Below are 17,811 nucleotides of genomic sequence, written 5' to 3' on the forward strand. Positions count from 1 at the left end.
CCGATTCGACGTTGAGGTCAATGCGCCCATGTCTCTCAAAATGGGCAGCGATACCGTGCCCCGAGCCACAAGCGGATAATCAACCGCGACGGGGATATCGACAGAAAATACGCATGAAACCGGAAGAAAATCACACGACCGTGCTACGCAGATTTTTGGATAATCCCCTCATTCCCCCCGCGCCACCGGTCGCGCGCTGACGGCACGCGAGAATGGCAACACGCGGAGGACGTATTTGTGCCCCTACAACTACCTAATCTCTTTTGATTCGCACCAAATGGGTGATTCTTTTTATCCACCGTTAATGCTAGCCTCAGCAGACGCTTCCAAGGACATTTAAAACGAGCGGAAGTGACGAAAACAAGGCACGCGTGCCAAAGAACAAAATGAAGTGCCCTGTGGCGCTCCCTGCCCAGTCATTGCACTTCACAGAGACAAACACCATGCTTGCCCATGAAGTTCAATTGCGCCCGGCTTCTCTCGCTGACTGGCGCGACGTTGCTGCACTCCTCGCACATTGCGGTCTTCCGGCCGAAGACACGCAGGAGATCATCGAAGCCTTTCACCTCGCGCTGGACAAGGGCCGCATCATCGGCTGCGCGGCGGCAGAGCAGCGGGCAGACGCCATCGTGATCCGCTCGGCGGCCGTTGACCCGGCGTATCGAGACCACGGCATTGCCAGCCGGCTGATCGGCACGCTGCTGGTACGCGCGCGTGCATCGGGCGTGCGTGAGGCCTATTTGCTTTCCACCAGCGCGCCACTCTATTTCGCGCGCTGGGGTTTCTATCTCTTCCCTGCGGAAGACGCCCCCGCTGCCGTCAAGGCGTCGGCGACGTTCCGGGATGCAGAGCAGACGTCCGCGCTGTGCATGCGGTGCGATCTGCGCTGACGATCACGCCATAGCCACAGGGCTTCCATCCTCTGCGCAACGGCGCAAGCCCTGGCGCCAACCTTCAGCGTGCAGTGCCACCCACGTCGGTGATGGCGCTGTACACCAGCGTGCGCAACTGCCGCCGCACAGGGTACGCAGACGACGGCAGAAGCTGCGTCAGGAACAGCCCGATCAGGTCTTCCTGCGGATCCACCCAGAAGAAGGTGCCTGCCGCCCCGCCCCAGAAGAAATCGCCCGCGCTGCCGGGAATGAGCGTGGCCGGCTGCGCAATCGTCGTGGCGAAGCCGAGCCCGAATCCAACGCCATCGTAGGCGGCCTCGCTGAACATCGAGCGCGGCGACAGGGTCGGAATATCGGCCCCGCCCGGCAGATGGTTGGCGGTCATCAGCGCCAGCGTCTTCGGTGCGAGCAGGCGTACGCCGTCCAACTCGCCGCCCTGCAGCAGCATGCGCGAGAAGCGCAGGTAGTCCGCCGCCGTCGACACCAGTCCGCCGCCGCCGGAAATGAAGCTCGGCGGCTTCAGGTAGGGGCTGGTGCGCGGATCGTCCTGCAGGATCGGCCGCTCGGACACCACCTTCGAGCCGAGCGCCCCCACTGCATAGCACGCGCAAAAGCGCGACGCCCTCTCTTCCGGCACATGGAACGCCGTGTCGACCATGCCAAGCGGGTCGAAGATCTGCTCCTTCAGGAAGGTCTCGAACGGGATGCCGCTGATCTTGCCGACAAGGTAGCCCAGCACATCGGTGGAGACGGAGTAGTTCCACGCCTCGCCCGGCGAGAACTCCAGCGGCACGGTGGCCAGCTTCTCGATCATCTCGTCGAGCGTGCCCGCGGTGGCGACGTCGCCCAGCTTCAGCTTGCGATATGCCGCATCGATATTGGTGTTCTGGTGGAAGCCATAGGTCAGACCGGAGGTATGGCGCAGCAAATCGACGATCAGCATCGGGCGTGTGGTGGGGCGCATCTGGAAGCTTTCCATGAAACCTCCAGCGTGCACGCCCAGGTGTTCCCACGCGGGGATGTACTTGCTGACCGGGTCATCCAGTGCGACCTTGCATTGCTCAACCAGCATCATCAACGCCACCGACGTGATCGGCTTGGTCATCGAGTAGATACGGAAGATGGAATCCTCGGCCAGCGGCACCTGCCGCTCGCGGTCGGCCATGCCCAGCACGGAGTTCAAGGCCAGCTCGCCGCGCCGCCATACCTGCACGAGCGCGCCGGGCAGCTTGCCGGTCGCCACATAGGCGTCATCGATAAAGCGTTCGACCCGGTCGAGCCGGTCGCGAGACATCCCGAGCGTTTGCCTGCCTTGCCTGTCCATGCCTTCTCCTTGGTTGCATGCCCGCGCCGGCGGCACAGGCCCGATCGATACTGTACAGCCCCGGCCTGCGGCGGGCGCACTCCTATGCTTCAATCGCGGTTTGCTCCAACTCACGCCTCCCGCGCCACGCCAACATGAAGCGCTTCGACGACCTGTATCTCTTTACGCGCGTGGTGGAAGCCGGTGGCTTTTCTGCTGCAGAGCGCGCCACGGGCATTCCCAAATCACGCCTGAGCCGGCGCGTTGCTGAACTGGAAACGCAGCTCGGCACGCGGCTGCTGCAACGTTCGAGCCATCGCGTGTCGGTCACGCCGGTGGGTGAGGCGGTGTATCGCCATGCGCGCGACATGGCCGATGCCTCGGCCGCCATTGAAGCGCTGGCCGGTGCGGCGCGCAGCGAACCGGCAGGCGTGCTGCGCGTGGGCACATCGCCCCTGCTGGCCGAAACGCTGGTCGCCGGCTGGCTGGCCGAGTTTGCAGACGCCCACCCGAAGCTGCGCATCGAGCTGGATCTCTCCAACACCTATGTCGACCTGATCGAGCAGCGCATCGACGTGGCCATCCGTGCGGCCACGGGGCCGTTGCCTTCACGCGATGTGGTGGCGCGGCATCTGGCGATCTCGCCGCGCGTGCTGGTGGCCAGCCCCACGCTGATGGCACGCGTGGGGGACCCGGATACACCCGCCGCGCTGGAAGCCCTGCCCTGCCTCGGCCAGGGCTCACTCACGCGCAGCCGCGACTGGGTGCTGCAAGACGAGCGCGGCCAGCGGCTGGCGCTTCCGATTCGCCCGCGCTTTGCCACCGACAACATCGTCGCCCTGCGCGAAGCCGCCATCGCGGGGCTGGGCCTGGCCATCCTGCCGCAGCACTGCTGCCATGCCGCGCTGGTCGATGGCCGCCTGCGCACCGTGCTGCCGGGCTGGGCACCCGAGCCGGCGGACCTGCACGCGTTGTATCCATCGCGCGCGGGCGCGCCGCCTTCGGTGAAAGCGCTGGTGGCATTTCTGCGTGAGCGCCTTGCGCAGGAGCCCACCATGAAGCCATTCGGTTGAGCCTTGGCTTCAACCGTCTACATGCACATTTCCCGGTTACATGAAATTTCTCCATCGCACGCATGCCGATTTGTGATGCCAAACAAAATGGGCACACCAACTGGCGTGCCCGCTGGATGCGCAATGGAGCCGGAGAACTCAGCGGAGCCGTTCGAGCGCCTGAGCGGCAATGCGCCGCGTGATGGCCTCGGCGGCGTCTTCCGTAGCCAGCCGGCCGGCCTGGCCTGACCACAGGTTGATGAAATCGCCCGAGCCAGTCGGTTCCGTCTTGGCGCGCAGCGGCGCCAACGCACCACCGGCCGTGGGGAAGGCCGGTGCAAACGCGCTCATCGGGCCGATCTCGCGCATCAGCCGGTTGACGATGCCGCGCGCCGGGCGGCCGGTGAACAGGTTGGTAAGCGCGGTATCGGCATCGGTGGCCCGCTTGAGCGCGGCGCGATGGATGGCGGACGTCTTGGCCTCCGGCGACAGCATGTACGCCGTGCCGATCTGCACCGCAGACGCGCCCAGCGCCAGCGCCGCCACCACGCCGCGCGCATCGCCGATACCGCCGGCGGCAATGATGGGCACCTTCACGGCATCCACCACCTGCGGCACCAGCGCAAACGTGCCGACCTGCGATTCGATGGTCGTGGCGAGAAACATGCCGCGGTGGCCGCCCGCTTCGTTCCCCATAGCGATGATGGCGTCCACGCCACGCGCTTCCAGCCAGCGCGCTTCTTCCACGGTGGTAGCAGCGGAGATGATCTTGGCGCCCGCGGCCTTCACGCGTGCCTGCAACTCGGGCGCGGGCAGGCCGAAGTGGAAACTCACCACTTCCGGCTTCAGTTCTTCCACCAGCGCGCAGGTGGTCTGATCAAACGGCGTGCGGTTGGCGGCCGGTGCCTGGGCGTTGGGGTCGATGCCGAATTCCGCGTAGTACGGCGCCAGATGCGCACGCCACCTGGCATCGCGCTCGGGGTCCGGCTGCGGCGGCGTGTGGCAGAAGAAGTTCAGGTTGACGGGGCCGCGCACGGCCGCACGAAACTGCTCGACCTGCTGGCGGATCTGCTCGGCACTCAGCATCGCGCACGGCAACGAGCCCAGGCCGCCGCCGCGCGCCACGGCAATGGCCAGCTCCACGCCGGCCACGCCTGCCATCGGCCCCAGCACGATTGGCACCTCGATGTTGAACAACGCCAGCACGCGTGTATCAGGCCATGCGCTCATGATCGTCTCCGGCAGGGAACTTGGATGACACATGGTAATGCGGCGGTCTTTGCGCCAGATCACCGCGCTAGCCCGTGCGACCCGCAAGTAACCTGATTAACCGACATCAGTAGTTACACTACGGCCATCCGACTTGTTGTCTGCCACCATGCCCACACCCGCTGCCTCGCCCGATGCGCCCCATGCTCCCCATGCTCCCGATAGGCCCGTGCTGATCGCCGATGATCCGGTGCTCGACATGCTGAACACCATGGCCCGCGTCAACGGGCAGATGCTCGACTTCTGGCAGGCCGATGAGGATGTTTCCGACTGGCTGGTCCACACAGGCTGGCTGTCCGAGCCGCTGGCGGGCCGTTATCCGGTTGGGGCTCTGCTGGCGGTGGCGCGGCACCTGCGCGAGGTGATCCGCGTGCTGGTGGAAGCGCGCAAGACCGGGCGCCCCGCAAGCACCGATGCGCTCAACGTGTTTCTGCGGCAGGCGCCGAGCCATCCGGTGCTGGTGTGGGAAGGCGGCACGCCGCGCGTGGAGCGCCTGCGCCCGGCGGATTCGGTCGAGCAGTGCCTTGCCCCGTTGGCCGAAGCCGCCGCGCAACTGCTGGCCGAAGGCGACTTCCAGCGCGTACGCATGTGCGAACACCCCGGGTGCACGCTGTGGTTCCACGATCGTACGAAGTCGCACAGGCGCCGCTGGTGCAGCATGGCGACCTGCGGCAACCGGCACAAGGTGGCCGAATACCGCAAACGCCAGCAGGGCTGACAAATCGTTCCAACGCTGCAACGCCGCGTCGCTGCCAGGCCCGCTGCGCGCTGGAAGCCTGATTCGTAAGCTGTTCTCCCGAAACATTGCCCCCCTTCAGGAGAACGACATGCCTCAAACCCCACCCACCCCCACACGTCTGGCACGCCTGGCAGGCCGCACGGCTATCGTGACCGGCGGCTCTCGCGGCATCGGCGCAGCGGTGGCACACCGCCTGACGGCAGACGGCGCGCGCGTGGCCGTGGTCTATCGCAGCAACGCAGCCGAAGCAGACGCCGTGGTCAGCGCGATCCGCAGCACTGGCGCAGAAGCGATTGCCGTGCAGGCCGACGTGAGCGATGCCGCGTCGGTTGACGCCATGGTCACCACTGTGCGCGAGAGCTTCGGCGCCATCGACATCCTCATCAACAATGCGGGCATTCTGGAAAACCAGCCGGTGGGCAGCATCGACCTCGCATCGTTCGACGCGCAGTTCCGTACCAACGCGTTCTCGACGATTCTCGTGACGCAGGCCGTGCTGCCGCATGTGCCGGCGCACGGCGGGCATATCGTGAACGTGTCGTCGAGCCTCGTGTACCGGCCGCGCGCCGGGCTGTCGGTCTATGCCGCGAGCAAGGCCGCCGTGAGCGCCCTCACCCACGCATTTGCGGTGGAACTGGGCCCGCGCAACATCACCGTCAACGCGGTGGCGCCCGCACTCACACGCACCGACATGACCGCACCGATTCCCGACGAGGTGAAGGCACGCATGCGTGAATCAACGCCGCTGGGCCGCCTGGCCGAGCCGGAAGACATTGCCGACGCCATCGCTTTCCTGGCCTCGGATGATGCACGGTGGATCACAGGCCGAACGTTGATGACAGACGGCGGCTTCATCTAAGCCTCCAACCAATCCCTCGACCCTCGCCATGCCGCCCACACCTGCACCCAGACGGTGTGGCCGTTGACGTTCCTGCCCTAGATGGCGCCTTGGATTTTTGTCGCGGGAAGGAAAAAGGAAGGAGCTTTGTCTGAGCGCAGCGAGTTTGGCTTCTTCCCCTCCGCGTGACAAAAATCCAAGGGGAAGTCGCCATCGGGCGCGCCTTTCTTTTGCCTACTTTTCTTTGGCAAGACAAAGAAAAGTAGGTCGTGCCCGGCAGGGTACGAAACAGGGATGGACAACCAAGGCCAATCAGCTAAAACCGCGCCCGCAAACACAGACGCGGCACCCTTAAAGCGGGGCCGACCCTAAGGCCGACCCCGAAGTTTAGCCTCGCGGCAGCCACTTCTCTGCCCGGGCAACCCATCGGAAACCGTGCGTTACATCGCCACGCGGAACACCGCCACCGTACGGCGCAGCTCGTCCGCTTGTTCTTCCAGCGCTTGCGCGGCGGCCGCGGCCTGCTCGACCAGCGCGGCGTTCTGCTGCGTCACGTCGTCCATCTGCGTGACGGCTTCGTTGATCTGCTCGATGCCGGTGCTCTGCTCGGCCGAGCCCGCGCTGATCTCGCCCATGATGTCGGTCACGCGCTTCACCGCCACCACGATCTCCTCCATCGTCTTGCCGGCACGTGCCACCAGCGTCGAGCCCGATTCCACCCGCGTGGCCGAATCTTCGATCAACGATTTGATTTCCTTCGCGGCGCCCGCGCTGCGTTGCGCCAGCGTGCGCACTTCACCGGCTACCACCGCAAAGCCGCGGCCTTGCTCGCCGGCACGCGCAGCTTCCACTGCGGCATTCAACGCGAGGATGTTGGTCTGGAAGGCGATGCCTTCAATCACAGCGATGATGTCGGTGATCTTGCGCGACGACTCGCTGATCTCGCCCATGGTCGTCACCACGTCCTGCACTACGGCACCGCCCTGCACGGCGATCTCGGAAGCGCTCACCGCCAGCGTGCTCGCCTGACGGGCGTTGTCGGCGTTCTGCTTCACGATGCTCGTGAGCTCTTCCATGCTCGACGCGGTTTCTTCCAGCGAGCTGGCCTGTTCTTCCGTGCGCTGGGAGAGGTTGGTGTTGCCGGCCGCAATCTGCTGCGTGGCCGAGGCGATCGACTCGCTGCCGCGGCGCACCGTCACCACGGTGTCCTTCAGCTTGTCCTGCATCTGCTGCAGGCCCTCCATCAGCACGCCCATCTCGTCACGCGAGTGGATGCGGATGTCGGTTGTCAGGTTGCCGCTGGAGATCTCGCGGAAGTGCACCAGCATGTCGGCCAGCGGACGCGAAATGGCACGCGAGAGCACGAGGTAGCAACCAGCGGCCAGCGCGATGCCCACCGCAATCACAACCACAAACGCCCACACCAGGTTGCTGAAGAAGGACTGCGCATTTGCATAGGCCGCGGCAGACACCTCAGTCTGGATCGCATCAAGCCGCTCCAGCTTCGCCAGGTACGGCGTGGAAAGCGCAAAGAGCTTGTCCATCACCAGGGCCTTGGCGGCCTCGGTGTCGTGGCGCTTGAAGGCGTCAAAGGTCGGCTCCATGCCGTCCTTCATAAATGCGTCGAGCAAGGTCTTGGCTTCGCCTGCCGTGCGTTCTTCTTCCGAGGTGGCAAACGGCAGATCGTTGTAGGCCTTCCACGCGGCCAGTGCTTCCTTGTATCGGTCCTGGGCGGCCGTCACCAGCGGGGTGACCTTGGCGTCATCCGTTTCGTAGATGGCACGATCCAGCGCGGTACGCGCCTGGCCCACACGGGAGATCGCCTGGCCCAGCGCATGCGCCGAAGCCAGTTGATTGCTATACGTTTCCTTGAGCGCTGCGTTGGAGCGCATGTTGCCGTACAACCCAGCGCGCCAACGCCTGCGAGAAATACAGCCAGAACAAAAAGCACCAGCGCCAGCCGGGCCTTGATGGAGAGCGTCTTCATATCTGCCGTGCACTACATGTGGGAAAACTTTACCGTGTACGCCTGGTGGCACCGGTATGCACGAAAGTAACGACAGATTCATAACGTTCTTTAATCACTGTAAGACGCTGTCACAACTCCACGGACGTATCACTGCGATGCAAAGCTTTGCATCGCGCACCCCAAACTCAACTGCAGCTCAGAGCTGCGTCCATGTCATCAATGCGTTGGCCAAGGGCACACCGCGCACCGTCACCGTCTGCCGCGCTGTCACGGCAAACCCGTTGCGCGCGAAGAAGGGTTCGGCACTCAAGCTCACGTGGGCCTGCACGCGCCCCAAGCCACGTTGCTTGGCCAGCGCAAGAATGTGATGCATCAGTTGTTGCCCGATGCCCTGCCGCGCATGAGCGGCGGATACGAAAAAGTGATCGATATACCCGTTCGCCTGCAGATCGGCATAGGCCACGGGTTGCCCGTCGATTTCCACCACACAGGGCTGGATGCGGCGGATGCGGTCATTCCACTGCGCGGCATCGTAGTCGGTGGGGGCCCAGGCTTCGAGTTGCTCGGGGCGATAGTGGCTGGCAGCCAGTCCATGCACGGCAGTGTGGAAGATGGCGTGCAGGCGTGACTCATCACCGGCCCGGAAGAGGCGGATCACCACAGGTTGGTGTTGCAGTGGCGCGTTCATGATCATTGCCCGGCGTACGGCAAATCCATCGACGCTAGCACGTCTTTGATGTGCTGCGCCGCCTGCTGGGCATTCTGCGCGGCAGGCACGGGCGGCTGTTGATCGGTCGACAGGTTGCGCACGTGGTCGTCAATGCTGATGCCAGTGCCCAGCGGCGCGAGCATCGTCGCCGATTCATGCATGGCCCACTGGAAGTCATTGAGCGGTGCGTTGCGCGCGGCCTGCAGGCCGGCCGGGTCCGCCGCCATGGTGCGGGCGACGACGGGGTCGCGATTGTCGTCTGGCGCAGCCAAGGCGAGCACCTGGGCCAGATCGGGCGCGCTGGCATCGCGCGCGGTGAGCGGTGTCTGGATGTTGTAGCGCACGCGCAGCGTCTTGATGATGGCGGTGTGGTCATACGGTTGCGCCACGGTCGAGCGAAAGATCGTGCCCTTGGGAATCCATGGCGACACCACCACCGTCGGCACACGCACGCCCAGTCGATCAAACGCAAAGAGCTGCCCGGGCTGCGGCGGGCTGGGCGGCACGGCTGCGGGCGGCGGCACATGGTCGAAACAGCCGCCGTGCTCGTCGAAGGTGATGACGAGCATTGTCTGGTGCCATTGCGGTGAATTGCGCAGCGCGTTGTACACCCGCGCGACCAGCGCATCCCCGTAGCCGATGTCGTGCGGCGGGTGCATATCGTTGGGCCAGTCGATGTCGGCAAAGTAGCGCGGCTCGATGAAGCTGTACGCGGGCAGCTTGCCGCTGGCGGCGTCGGCCAGGAAATCGTCGAACAGGTGGAAGTGATCCAGATGCAGCCACAGCCGCGTGAGCGTGAGCGCCTGCGCGAAGTCGTGGTAGTAGACGGCCCAGTCGCGAGGGGCCACGTCGTCAAGCACGTTGAACAGCGTGGGCATCAGGTATGGAAAGTGCACCGGCGAATTGTTCGGATAGCCATGCGCGGTACCGGTGTGCACGAAGAAGCGATTGGGCCACGTCTGGCATGGCGCAGAGGCAAACCATGCATCGCACACGGCGTAGTTGCGCGCCAGCGTGCTGAGCGCCGGCACCTGGTCCGACGTGAAGAAATGCATGATGTCGCGCGGGTCGCCACCGTTCTTCGCGTAGTTGGTGGTGAAACCCTGCATGGTGGGCGTCTGCCCCAGCGGCATCTGCTGGCCGAAGAGTTGCTGGTTGATGTCGGTGAAGAGCTCGCCCGGGTCGGGGTTGGGCAGCGTCATCACGTTGGCCGGCGCAGGGGTGGTCCACACGCGGATGGGTGTACCGCTGCCGTCGGGGTTGGTTTCGGTGCCCGAGAGGCCGTCGAACTCGGCGCTCTTGGAATACAGCGTGCCGAACAGGTTGTCGAATGACCGGTTCTCCAGCATCAGCACGACCACGTGCTGGATTGCGCCCAAGCCTGCCATGGTGGCCCCCTCGTTTCTGGTTGTGCCGGTCACTATAGGAAGAAACGAAAGGGATTGGCGCCGCGCAGCCCTTGGACGCCGATCAACGTACCGCCGGCAGCACTCGCCACGCAATCAACGCGCTGCTGGTGGTGGACCGGTCAGCCGCCGCAATCAGTGCGGCGCTTGGGCCGCTTGGGCCGCTCAGACCGCTCGGGACACGCGCGCCGGGTTGCGCAGCGCCCGTCGCGACCGCAAATCCGTTACCCTGACGCGCTCGAAATCTGCACCGTTTTTGCATCCGCACCGATGTCCACTGACCACGCCCTGCCGCTGCTCTACAGCTACCGCCGCTGCCCTTACGCCATGCGTGCCCGCCTGGCGATGCTGCAAGCCAACCGCCGCTTCCGGACTTTCGAGATCGTCATGCGCGACAAGCCGGCCGAGTTGCTGGCGCTATCCCCCAAGGGCACCGTGCCGGTGCTGCACCTGCCCGATGGCGCGGTGCTGGAGGAAAGCCTGGACATCATGCGCTGGGCGTTCGCCCCGTCAGACGCCGAAGGCTGGTGGCGCCTCGCCCAGACCGACGACAACCTCGCCCTGCTGCGCACCAACGACGGCGAGTTCAAGCGCCTGCTCGATCGCTACAAATACCCCGACCGTTACCCGGACGAAACCGCGCCGCGCGAGACGGCGCGCGCACAGGCGGTGGAGACCTTGCTGCTCCCGCTGGAATCACGCCTGCGGGATCAGCGCTATCTTGGCGGCTCAACGCCATGCGGGACCGACCTGGCGATCTTCCCGTTCGTGCGGCAGTTTGCTGCGGTCGAGCCAGCATGGTTTGCCAGCCAGCCGCTGCCCGCCGTGCAAGCCTGGCTGGCCGGGTGGCTCGGCAGTCGGCTGTTCGAGGTCTGCATGACGAAGCAGCCCGTGCAGGCCGTTGCCGTGTTTCCTGCGTATCAGCATTCCACCTGACGTTGATGGAGGTGTGTCCACGATGAGCGAACCACAGACCGCAGCCCCCGACAGCACCGCCGCACGCGTCGCATTGTGGCGCGCCTTGCACGTGCAAGTGGATGCGCCGCCGCACGTGCTGGAAGACGAGGTGGGCCTGAAGCTGCTCGCGCCCGAACCCGGCTGGCAAGCGCGCGGCGACATGGACGCGCAATTCACCCGGCCGTTTCGCGCGTCCATCGTGGCGCGCGCTCGCTTTATCGAAGACCTCGTCATCGAGCAGGCCGCCCGGGGGCTCGCTCAGTACGTGATCCTGGGTGCGGGGCTGGACAGCTTTGCGCAGCGCCGGCCGGACGTGGCATCGCGCATGACGGTGTTTGAAGTGGATCCGCCCGGGCCGCAGGCCTGGAAGCGCCAGCGCCTGGTGGAACTGGGTGTCGGCATCCCCGATTGGCTGCGTTTCGTGCCGGTGGATTTCGAGGCGCGCGCGTCCTGGCAGGATGCGCTGGTTGCGGCGGGTTTTGATGTGCGCAAGCCGGCCATCGTCGTATCTACGGGCGTGAGCATGTATCTGACCAAGGAAGCCAACGCCGCCACACTGCGGCAGGTCGCGTCCCTCGCGCCAGGCTCGATGCTGGCCATGACGTTTCTACTGCCGCTGGAGATGGCGGACCCCGATGTGCGCCCCGGCCTGGAGATGGCCGAGAAAGGCGCGCGTGCCAGCGGCACGCCGTTCATCAGTTTCTTCACGCCGGCCGAGATGCTTGCACTGGCACGAGAAAACGGCTTTCGCGATGCGCAGCACATCTCGGCAGATGCGTTGACTGCGCGCTACTTTGCCGGCCGTGCCGATGGCCTGCGGCCGCCACGCAATGCCGAAGAACTGTTGATCGCCACCGTCTAGCCGCCCAGGTTCGCGTTACTCACCTGCTGCTCACCTATCGCTCACGAACGGGCCCCGGCAGCGCCTTCAGGCCGATCCACAGCACGCCGATGACCACGTTGACGGGCACGCTCAGCGCGCTTGGCACATAGAAGAGCACGGACAGGCCGGGCGTCTTGAGCCCGAGTTCCAGCGCGCCGCCCAGCGCGTAGCAGAACAGCCCGCACCAGAGCCAGCGCCGCATGTAGGCCAGCAGCCAGTGTGCATGCGCCTGGTTGAAACGCCACGCGGCCGAACGCTCGAACAGGTTGCCGCGGCTGGCATCCTTGAACAGCCAGCCGAAGAAAAAGTAGCGGTACAGCAGGGTGCGAAACGCGAGCTCTTGCATGATCACTCCTTCAGCCCACGGCCTCAGGCAAGCAAGTTTGGCTCCAAATTCCCCCGCGCGCCACGCCCTTCCATACTGAGTCGACGATGACGCACACAGGCGTGCATCATCCCCCGGTCAACTGGCCAGCTTCTTGAATGTTTCGAGCACCGCATCGCCCTTGAACGGCTTGACGATCCAGCCCTTCACGCCGGCGGCCTTGCCGCGGTCTTTCATGGCGGGGCTGCTTTCGGTGGTGAGCATGATGACGTTGACCGTTTTGTTGCCCAGTTCGCCGCGCACCTTCTCGACCATGGTCAAGCCGTCCATGTTGGGCATGTTCACGTCGCTGATGACGAGCTTCACACCGGGGTTGGCCTTGATCTTGGCCAGGCCGTCCTTGCCGTCTACAGCGGTGTCCACGGCCAAGCCGTGCTTCTTCAGAAAGCCCGCCACTTCGTCGCGCACGGTGCTCGAATCGTCGACAACCAGAATCTTGCTCATGAATCGTTCCTCGTTCTCAAACTGCTGAATCAAAACAGTTCCAGCTCGCCGCTGGATTCCACCTCGTCGCGCACGTCGGCCACGAAGTCCAGCGGTGCATGGGTGCAGACACACACCGTGGCGGCCACCCGCACCGCTTCATTGATCGTCACGGCATAGGCAGCGACGTATGCCGGCTTCAACACATCGAGATACGGCAGGCAGCGTGCGCTCACCACATAGGGCGTCGACATGCCCAGGTCGGGAAACACCTGCAGCAGCTCCTGGTTCAGCGCACCGCAGCACAGGTTGCCGATTTCCAGGCGGGCCTCTTCAAACGAGCGCCCCGTACCTTCACCGGTGAAGTACGTGCGCGTGGCCTCGGATTCATCAAAGCGCAGCACCAGCAACAGGCGGAAGGCGATGGACGAGATGGTCAGGATCAAGGCCTGCTCGCCGCCCATGCCATCGCCCTCGGTGGCGGTGGTGATATGGCACGTGTCTTCCGTCTGCCGCACCAGCCGGGTGCGCGCGGCCTTGCGGAAGATGCGGTCGAAACTCTCTTGCGCGTTACTGCTGATCACGACGTACCCGCCTAGTGAAGCTGTGATTGAAACTGGCTGGCGAGCGCCTCGACACTCGACAGCGACGCCGTGATCATCTTGCCGCCTGCCTGGATGTCCTGGAACGTGGCGGTGGTGGTCAGATCATTCAGGTGCAGGCTGTTGCGGTAGCTCTTCGACAGCTCTTCCGAACGCGCCGCCAGTGAACGCACCTCGCTGGCCACCACGGCAAAGCCACGGCCTGCCGTGCCCGCGCGCGCCGCCTCGATGGACGCATTGAGCGAGACGATCACCACGTGCCGCACGATCGACTGCAGCTCCTGGTTCTTGGCATGCATGTCGTGGTTCTGCTCCATGAGCGAGATCATCTGCTCGTGCCAGCGCTCGAACGTGAGCGCGAGGCCACGCAGGCGTGCTGCCTCTTCGGTGATCTGCCGTGCGCGGTCGGCCCATTGCTCCTTGGCCTGCATGGCGGATTGCAACTCCGTGCGCAATTGCTCGATCACTTCCAGCTGATCGGCAGAGGCGTCGCGCATTTGCGCGACCGTGGTCTCCAGCGCCGCCACCTCTTGCGCGCCCGTTTCGACCAGCGCGGCCTGCCTTGCCAGATCAGCCGACAGGGCAGCGATGCGGTGATCGGCGTCACCCAACGCATGCGCCGCGACCTTCAACCTGCGCTGCTGAATCCCCCACACCAGCACGCCCACCACCAACCCGCCGGCAAGGGCGGCCAGAACAATCGAACCCATCACGACGCTTCCTTATCCAGATCCAGTTGCACCGACGGCTGGCCGTTCAGCGCGGCATTCACGCTATCCACCGCAAAACGTTCGGGCAGGCAAACCACCGTCTGGAACCGGCGGAACGCGGCGCCCTTGTGGTCGTCGGTGAAATGCAGCTCGATGCGGCCGTGCTCGCGCTTGAGGAATTCCTGCACGGCATCCATGCCGACGCCGCGGCCGGAGACTTCCGTCACGGTGTCCGCCGTCGAAAAGCCGGGGCGGAAGATGCACTGCGCGATGGTCTCGTCGCTCACGTGCTCATCGGCGCCGATCCAGCCGCGCTCGACCGCGATGCTGCGGATGCGGTCCAACGCGAGGCCGCGGCCGTCGTCGCACAGCGTGATCTGCAGCATGCCCTGGTCGACACCCACTTCGATATCGATGGTGCCGGCGGCCGGCTTGCCGTGTGCCATGCGCACATCGGCGGGCTCGATGCCGTGGTCGATGGAATTGCGCAGCAGGTGCATGAACACGTTCTGCAGGATTCCGCGCGCCTCGGTGCGCACGCGGTAGCCGTTGTCGTCGATGCGCACGGCCACGCTCTCCTTACCCAGCTCCTGCGCCAGCGACGGCAGCGATTGCAGCGCACCAGAGAGCACCGCTTCCACCGTCTCGCTGCCCAGCAGGCGCAGCAGTTGATACACGGAGTCGCGCATCGTCACCAGTTCGTACAAGCTGCCCGGGTTGGCCGATTCCAGCAGGCGCAGGCTTTCCCGAATGCGCAGCATCGCATCCGGCGCGGCTTGTGCGGCGCCGCCTTGCACGGCATCGGCCCTGCGGCCGAGCTTCACCTCGTTGATCCGGGCGTAGTGCTCGATGGCCTCCCGCACGCGGGTCAGTTCTTCCATCAACCAATCCTGATCCCACGTGTGCCCGCTGTCGGGCTCGCGCAGCGCGTGATAGGTCTGCTCGGTCTCGTGCACGACGTTGGTCAGATGCTGCAGGTTGTACGTGCGCGCGTTGCCCTTGATGGTGTGCATGTTGCGGAACAGCGCCGCAATGGCCGCGCTGTCTGCCTGCGAGTACTGGCGGATGATGCGCTCGTTCTCGTGCACGAAGCTGGTGGAACTGTCGATGAAGTGCTGGAACTTCTCCTGGCTCACCGCCAGGATCTCGCCGATCATCTCCAGGTTGCGGCGCTGCTCGCTGGCTTCCGCCGCCAGCTTGCGCAGCTCTGTCACGTCGCGCACGCACAGCATCAGGCGCAGGATGGTGTCGCTCTCGTCTGTAATGGCCGACCACGAAAGGTCGAGCGTCTTCACACGGCCATCCGGCATCCGCTTCTCAACTTCGCTCACCAGCAGGTGCTGGTTGAACGCGAAGTTGATGATGTCCTGCCCCAGGCACGCATCCACCGCGGCATCCACCTGCGACAGCGCATCCGCGCCGAGGCTCGTGTCGGCAAAGATCAGGTCCATCAGCTTGCGGCCCGCGATCTCCTGCGTCTCGAAGATCGATTCCAGGTAGATCGAATATTCCTCGTGCACTACGCCGCCATCGACCACGGTCAGGATGCCCTGCTGCATGTTCTGCAGCATCGCCTGGATGTCGGCCGTCTTCTGCTTGAGCAGCGCGGCGTTCTCCTGGATCTTCTCGATCATCTGGTTGAACGCCACCACCGAGTGGCCGATCTCGTCCATGCGGCCGACCGGCACGCGGCGCGTGAAATCCTGGCTGGTGGCGATCTCGCTCATCTCGGCCTGCATGCGTGTGAGCGGGCGGGTGATCTGCCGATACAGCAGCATGCCGATGGCCGTGAGCAGCACGATGGCCACGCCGCTCACCACACCGATGGTGGTGGCCGTGCTGGCCAGCTTGCCGTTCAGGCCGGCGATGGCGTCGTCCTTCTCGCGGTTCTTCTCAATGCGCAGCGTCTCGACGATCTTCTCCAGCACGTCGCGATAGCTCGCCACGTTGGCAAACAGAAACGCTTGTGCCAGTTCATTCTTACCCGCCAGCTTCATGTCGGTGGTCTGGCCGATGGCCTCGACGTAGCTGTCGACGCTCTCCTTGGCCTGCGCGACCAGCCCTTCCTGGGCGTGGCTGTTGGCGCGCTTGGCCTGCACGTCCAGCGCGGCCTGCAAGGCGGCTTCCTTGGCCTTCAGGTCGTCCTTGGCTTGCGCGACGATGTTGTCGTCGGGCGCATAGACGAGCGTCATGGTCGCGAGCTGGACGTCCTTGACGAGCGACACCAGGTCCGCCGACGCCAGCGCGCTCGGCACCACACCCTCGGTCACCTGCCGGACTTCGGCTGCCCCGCTGCGGGTCTGGTAGACCGCATACCCGCCAATGGCCGCCAACGCGACAAACATCAGCACCACCAGCAATGTAATGCGATGACGAATGGTCATTTGAAATTCTCTCGATTCAATCGCCGCCCCTGAAAACCGGAGTGCGCGCCAACCTGTTTGCCTAAACATCCAAGGCGCAATTATTGAAGTCGAAAGATGACCAATCGATGACGGTCACATCCATCATCGGGGGTATTGCCGCATTGAATACAAACACACGGGCAGTGCATCATGGACCCGCATTACGCCTATGTTTGCGGTCCAAATCGTTCAGCACCCCCCACTCAAGTGGGGAATCAAAGAAAAAAGCTCAAGTTATTTTCCAATTTGCCGTTTATATTGCGCCGCATTATTTTCTGTTTGTTTTTATCGCCAATCATTCGCCTTAATTTCAAATACAACAGAAAGGCGTTTCCGGGTTTCCCTTCCCGGCGCCCGCCAAGCCTCGCACCCCCTTGCTGATTGGCTACCGGCCCGCGTTCCTGCCAAACTGTTCTGCTGATCCCATCACGGAGGCAGCCCCCATGAAGAAGAGCACGCCGGACAACGCCGCACCCGCGTCCGAACTGATCGACGCACGCATTGCCGAGCTGAACGACTGGCGCGGCGAGATGCTCGCGCACCTGCGGGCGCTCATCCGGGCGGCTGACCCGGACGTGGTCGAGGAATGGAAGTGGAGCGTGCCGGTGTGGTCGCACCACGGCCTGATCTGCACCGGCGAGGCCTACAAGCAGACCGTGAAGCTGACGTTTGCCAAGGGCGCCTCCGTGCCGGACCCGACGGGCCTGTTCAACGCCAGCCTGGACGGCAACGTGCGGCGCGCCATCGATTTTCGCGAGGGCGACAAGGTCAACGAGAAGGCCTTGAAGGCGCTCATCCAGGCCGCCGTTGCCGTGAACAAGGCCGCCGCGAAGCGGTGAACCAACGCAGAACCACGCTGGGGCTCGCGCGGGTCATGCCGAAGCCGTTAACATACGGCCCGCCTGATCAACCAACGGAGCCACAGCCGTGATTCAACCGACCCCCGTATTCAAGGACAACCTCGCCCAACTGCCCGCCATTGACGGCATCGAGCGCATCGATCTGGTCGACGGCCAGGGCGCCGTGGTGGCCGACATCGAAAACAAGCCGGGCAAGCAAGGTTCGCTGGCGGTGTATCACTACCTGCAGCAGACGTTCGGCCAGCTCGACGCCCGCGCCGCCGAGCACGGCCTGGCCGTGTTTGCCGAGCACACCGCCGACGCGCGCAACCGCCCGGGCGCCCACCCGAACATCGACCGCCTGCTGGCCATCGTGGCCGGCGAGCCCGCTCTGCGCATCCACGTCGTCGCCAAGGCCTGACGACGCTC

The 17,811-nt window shown here is 64.5% G+C and carries 18 protein-coding genes; 8 read left to right on the forward strand and 10 right to left on the reverse strand.

Features of this window, described 5'->3' with window-relative positions; genetic code table 11:
- Nucleotides 1-443: 443 nt before the first annotated feature.
- The gene (locus tag NG900_RS19540; RefSeq protein ID WP_252683023.1) at nucleotides 444-890 is read left to right on the forward strand and encodes a GNAT family N-acetyltransferase; all 447 of its coding nucleotides are present in this window, start codon (nucleotides 444-446) and stop codon (nucleotides 888-890) included.
- Nucleotides 891-954: 64 nt separating this feature from the next.
- Here NG900_RS19540 and NG900_RS19545 read toward each other — a convergent pair whose 3' ends face one another.
- On the reverse strand, nucleotides 955-2,217 hold the full coding sequence (locus tag NG900_RS19545) for a serine hydrolase domain-containing protein (RefSeq protein WP_252683024.1): 1,263 nt from the start codon (nucleotides 2,215-2,217) through the stop codon (nucleotides 955-957).
- Between the two features lie 134 nt (nucleotides 2,218-2,351).
- On the opposite strand from NG900_RS19545, the gene NG900_RS19550 reads away from it, so the two are divergent.
- The gene (locus tag NG900_RS19550) at nucleotides 2,352-3,269 is read left to right on the forward strand and encodes a LysR family transcriptional regulator (protein WP_252683025.1); all 918 of its coding nucleotides are present in this window, start codon (nucleotides 2,352-2,354) and stop codon (nucleotides 3,267-3,269) included.
- 138 nt (nucleotides 3,270-3,407) lie between these two features.
- Here the strand turns inward: NG900_RS19550 and NG900_RS19555 are convergent, their stop codons facing one another.
- Complete coding sequence (locus tag NG900_RS19555) at nucleotides 3,408-4,478, reverse strand: NAD(P)H-dependent flavin oxidoreductase (protein ID WP_252683026.1); 1,071 nt, start codon at nucleotides 4,476-4,478, stop codon at nucleotides 3,408-3,410.
- Nucleotides 4,479-4,626: 148 nt separating this feature from the next.
- Here NG900_RS19555 and NG900_RS19560 point away from each other — a divergent pair, with 148 nt between their 5' ends.
- Complete coding sequence (locus tag NG900_RS19560; protein WP_289813891.1) at nucleotides 4,627-5,235, forward strand: CGNR zinc finger domain-containing protein; 609 nt, start codon at nucleotides 4,627-4,629, stop codon at nucleotides 5,233-5,235.
- A 109-nt stretch (nucleotides 5,236-5,344) separates the two neighbouring features.
- Nucleotides 5,345-6,115 carry an SDR family NAD(P)-dependent oxidoreductase gene (locus NG900_RS19565; protein ID WP_252683027.1) on the forward strand — a complete coding sequence of 257 codons (771 nt, stop codon included), beginning with the start codon at nucleotides 5,345-5,347 and terminating at the stop codon, nucleotides 6,113-6,115.
- A gap of 419 nt (nucleotides 6,116-6,534) precedes the next feature.
- Here the strand turns inward: NG900_RS19565 and NG900_RS19570 are convergent, their stop codons facing one another.
- The 3 genes from NG900_RS19570 to NG900_RS19580 form a co-directional block, all read right to left on the reverse strand.
- Nucleotides 6,535-7,986 carry a methyl-accepting chemotaxis protein gene (locus tag NG900_RS19570; protein ID WP_252683028.1) on the reverse strand — a complete coding sequence of 484 codons (1,452 nt, stop codon included), beginning with the start codon at nucleotides 7,984-7,986 and terminating at the stop codon, nucleotides 6,535-6,537.
- 273 nt (nucleotides 7,987-8,259) lie between these two features.
- A complete protein-coding gene (locus NG900_RS19575; protein ID WP_252683029.1) occupies nucleotides 8,260-8,751 on the reverse strand; it encodes a GNAT family N-acetyltransferase in 492 nt (163 codons plus the stop codon).
- A gap of 2 nt (nucleotides 8,752-8,753) precedes the next feature.
- The gene (locus NG900_RS19580; RefSeq protein WP_252683030.1) at nucleotides 8,754-10,160 is read right to left on the reverse strand and encodes an alkaline phosphatase family protein; all 1,407 of its coding nucleotides are present in this window, start codon (nucleotides 10,158-10,160) and stop codon (nucleotides 8,754-8,756) included.
- A gap of 288 nt (nucleotides 10,161-10,448) precedes the next feature.
- On the opposite strand from NG900_RS19580, the gene NG900_RS19585 reads away from it, so the two are divergent.
- Nucleotides 10,449-11,114: a glutathione S-transferase gene (locus tag NG900_RS19585; protein ID WP_252683031.1), complete on the forward strand. Its 666-nt coding sequence runs from the start codon at nucleotides 10,449-10,451 to the stop codon at nucleotides 11,112-11,114.
- A gap of 22 nt (nucleotides 11,115-11,136) precedes the next feature.
- The gene (locus tag NG900_RS19590; RefSeq protein WP_252683032.1) at nucleotides 11,137-11,997 is read left to right on the forward strand and encodes a class I SAM-dependent methyltransferase; all 861 of its coding nucleotides are present in this window, start codon (nucleotides 11,137-11,139) and stop codon (nucleotides 11,995-11,997) included.
- A 34-nt stretch (nucleotides 11,998-12,031) separates the two neighbouring features.
- Here NG900_RS19590 and NG900_RS19595 read toward each other — a convergent pair whose 3' ends face one another.
- The 5 genes from NG900_RS19595 to NG900_RS19615 form a co-directional block, all read right to left on the reverse strand.
- Nucleotides 12,032-12,364 (reverse strand): hypothetical protein, encoded by a 333-nt coding sequence (locus tag NG900_RS19595; protein ID WP_252683033.1) that lies wholly within the window; start codon nucleotides 12,362-12,364, stop codon nucleotides 12,032-12,034.
- A 117-nt stretch (nucleotides 12,365-12,481) separates the two neighbouring features.
- Nucleotides 12,482-12,847 (reverse strand): response regulator, encoded by a 366-nt coding sequence (locus NG900_RS19600; RefSeq protein ID WP_004631346.1) that lies wholly within the window; start codon nucleotides 12,845-12,847, stop codon nucleotides 12,482-12,484.
- Between the two features lie 29 nt (nucleotides 12,848-12,876).
- Nucleotides 12,877-13,410 carry a hypothetical protein gene (locus NG900_RS19605; RefSeq protein WP_252683034.1) on the reverse strand — a complete coding sequence of 178 codons (534 nt, stop codon included), beginning with the start codon at nucleotides 13,408-13,410 and terminating at the stop codon, nucleotides 12,877-12,879.
- An 11-nt stretch (nucleotides 13,411-13,421) separates the two neighbouring features.
- Complete coding sequence (locus NG900_RS19610) at nucleotides 13,422-14,138, reverse strand: methyl-accepting chemotaxis protein (protein WP_252683035.1); 717 nt, start codon at nucleotides 14,136-14,138, stop codon at nucleotides 13,422-13,424.
- On the reverse strand, nucleotides 14,138-16,522 hold the full coding sequence (locus tag NG900_RS19615; RefSeq protein ID WP_252683036.1) for an ATP-binding protein: 2,385 nt from the start codon (nucleotides 16,520-16,522) through the stop codon (nucleotides 14,138-14,140). The genes NG900_RS19610 and NG900_RS19615 overlap by 1 nt, the downstream gene beginning before the upstream one ends.
- A gap of 464 nt (nucleotides 16,523-16,986) precedes the next feature.
- Here NG900_RS19615 and NG900_RS19620 point away from each other — a divergent pair, with 464 nt between their 5' ends.
- The gene (locus NG900_RS19620) at nucleotides 16,987-17,382 is read left to right on the forward strand and encodes a DUF1801 domain-containing protein (RefSeq protein WP_252683037.1); all 396 of its coding nucleotides are present in this window, start codon (nucleotides 16,987-16,989) and stop codon (nucleotides 17,380-17,382) included.
- 88 nt (nucleotides 17,383-17,470) lie between these two features.
- The gene (locus tag NG900_RS19625; RefSeq protein WP_252683038.1) at nucleotides 17,471-17,803 is read left to right on the forward strand and encodes a DUF2322 family protein; all 333 of its coding nucleotides are present in this window, start codon (nucleotides 17,471-17,473) and stop codon (nucleotides 17,801-17,803) included.
- The last annotated feature ends 8 nt before the right edge of the window (nucleotides 17,804-17,811 follow it).

Source organism: Ralstonia soli (assembly GCF_023955655.1).
GTDB lineage: Bacteria > Pseudomonadota > Gammaproteobacteria > Burkholderiales > Burkholderiaceae > Ralstonia > Ralstonia soli.

Excerpts from the sequence above, each read along its gene's own strand:
- NG900_RS19575 (WP_252683029.1), bottom strand. The coding sequence starts at position 8,751 with ATGAACGCGCCACTGCAACACCAACCTGTGGTGATCCGCCTCTTCCGG.
- NG900_RS19560 (WP_289813891.1), top strand. The coding sequence starts at position 4,627 with ATGCCCACACCCGCTGCCTCGCCCGATGCGCCCCATGCTCCCCATGCT.
- NG900_RS19595 (WP_252683033.1), bottom strand. The coding sequence starts at position 12,364 with ATGCAAGAGCTCGCGTTTCGCACCCTGCTGTACCGCTACTTTTTCTTC.
- NG900_RS19540 (WP_252683023.1), top strand. The coding sequence starts at position 444 with ATGCTTGCCCATGAAGTTCAATTGCGCCCGGCTTCTCTCGCTGACTGG.
- NG900_RS19545 (WP_252683024.1), bottom strand. The coding sequence starts at position 2,217 with ATGGACAGGCAAGGCAGGCAAACGCTCGGGATGTCTCGCGACCGGCTC.
- NG900_RS19580 (WP_252683030.1), bottom strand. The coding sequence starts at position 10,160 with ATGGCAGGCTTGGGCGCAATCCAGCACGTGGTCGTGCTGATGCTGGAG.
- NG900_RS19615 (WP_252683036.1), bottom strand. The coding sequence starts at position 16,522 with ATGACCATTCGTCATCGCATTACATTGCTGGTGGTGCTGATGTTTGTC.
- NG900_RS19620 (WP_252683037.1), top strand. The coding sequence starts at position 16,987 with ATGAAGAAGAGCACGCCGGACAACGCCGCACCCGCGTCCGAACTGATC.
- NG900_RS19565 (WP_252683027.1), top strand. The coding sequence starts at position 5,345 with ATGCCTCAAACCCCACCCACCCCCACACGTCTGGCACGCCTGGCAGGC.
- NG900_RS19600 (WP_004631346.1), bottom strand. The coding sequence starts at position 12,847 with ATGAGCAAGATTCTGGTTGTCGACGATTCGAGCACCGTGCGCGACGAA.
- NG900_RS19585 (WP_252683031.1), top strand. The coding sequence starts at position 10,449 with ATGTCCACTGACCACGCCCTGCCGCTGCTCTACAGCTACCGCCGCTGC.
- NG900_RS19570 (WP_252683028.1), bottom strand. The coding sequence starts at position 7,986 with ATGCGCTCCAACGCAGCGCTCAAGGAAACGTATAGCAATCAACTGGCT.
- NG900_RS19550 (WP_252683025.1), top strand. The coding sequence starts at position 2,352 with ATGAAGCGCTTCGACGACCTGTATCTCTTTACGCGCGTGGTGGAAGCC.
- NG900_RS19590 (WP_252683032.1), top strand. The coding sequence starts at position 11,137 with ATGAGCGAACCACAGACCGCAGCCCCCGACAGCACCGCCGCACGCGTC.
- NG900_RS19555 (WP_252683026.1), bottom strand. The coding sequence starts at position 4,478 with ATGAGCGCATGGCCTGATACACGCGTGCTGGCGTTGTTCAACATCGAG.
- NG900_RS19610 (WP_252683035.1), bottom strand. The coding sequence starts at position 14,138 with ATGGGTTCGATTGTTCTGGCCGCCCTTGCCGGCGGGTTGGTGGTGGGC.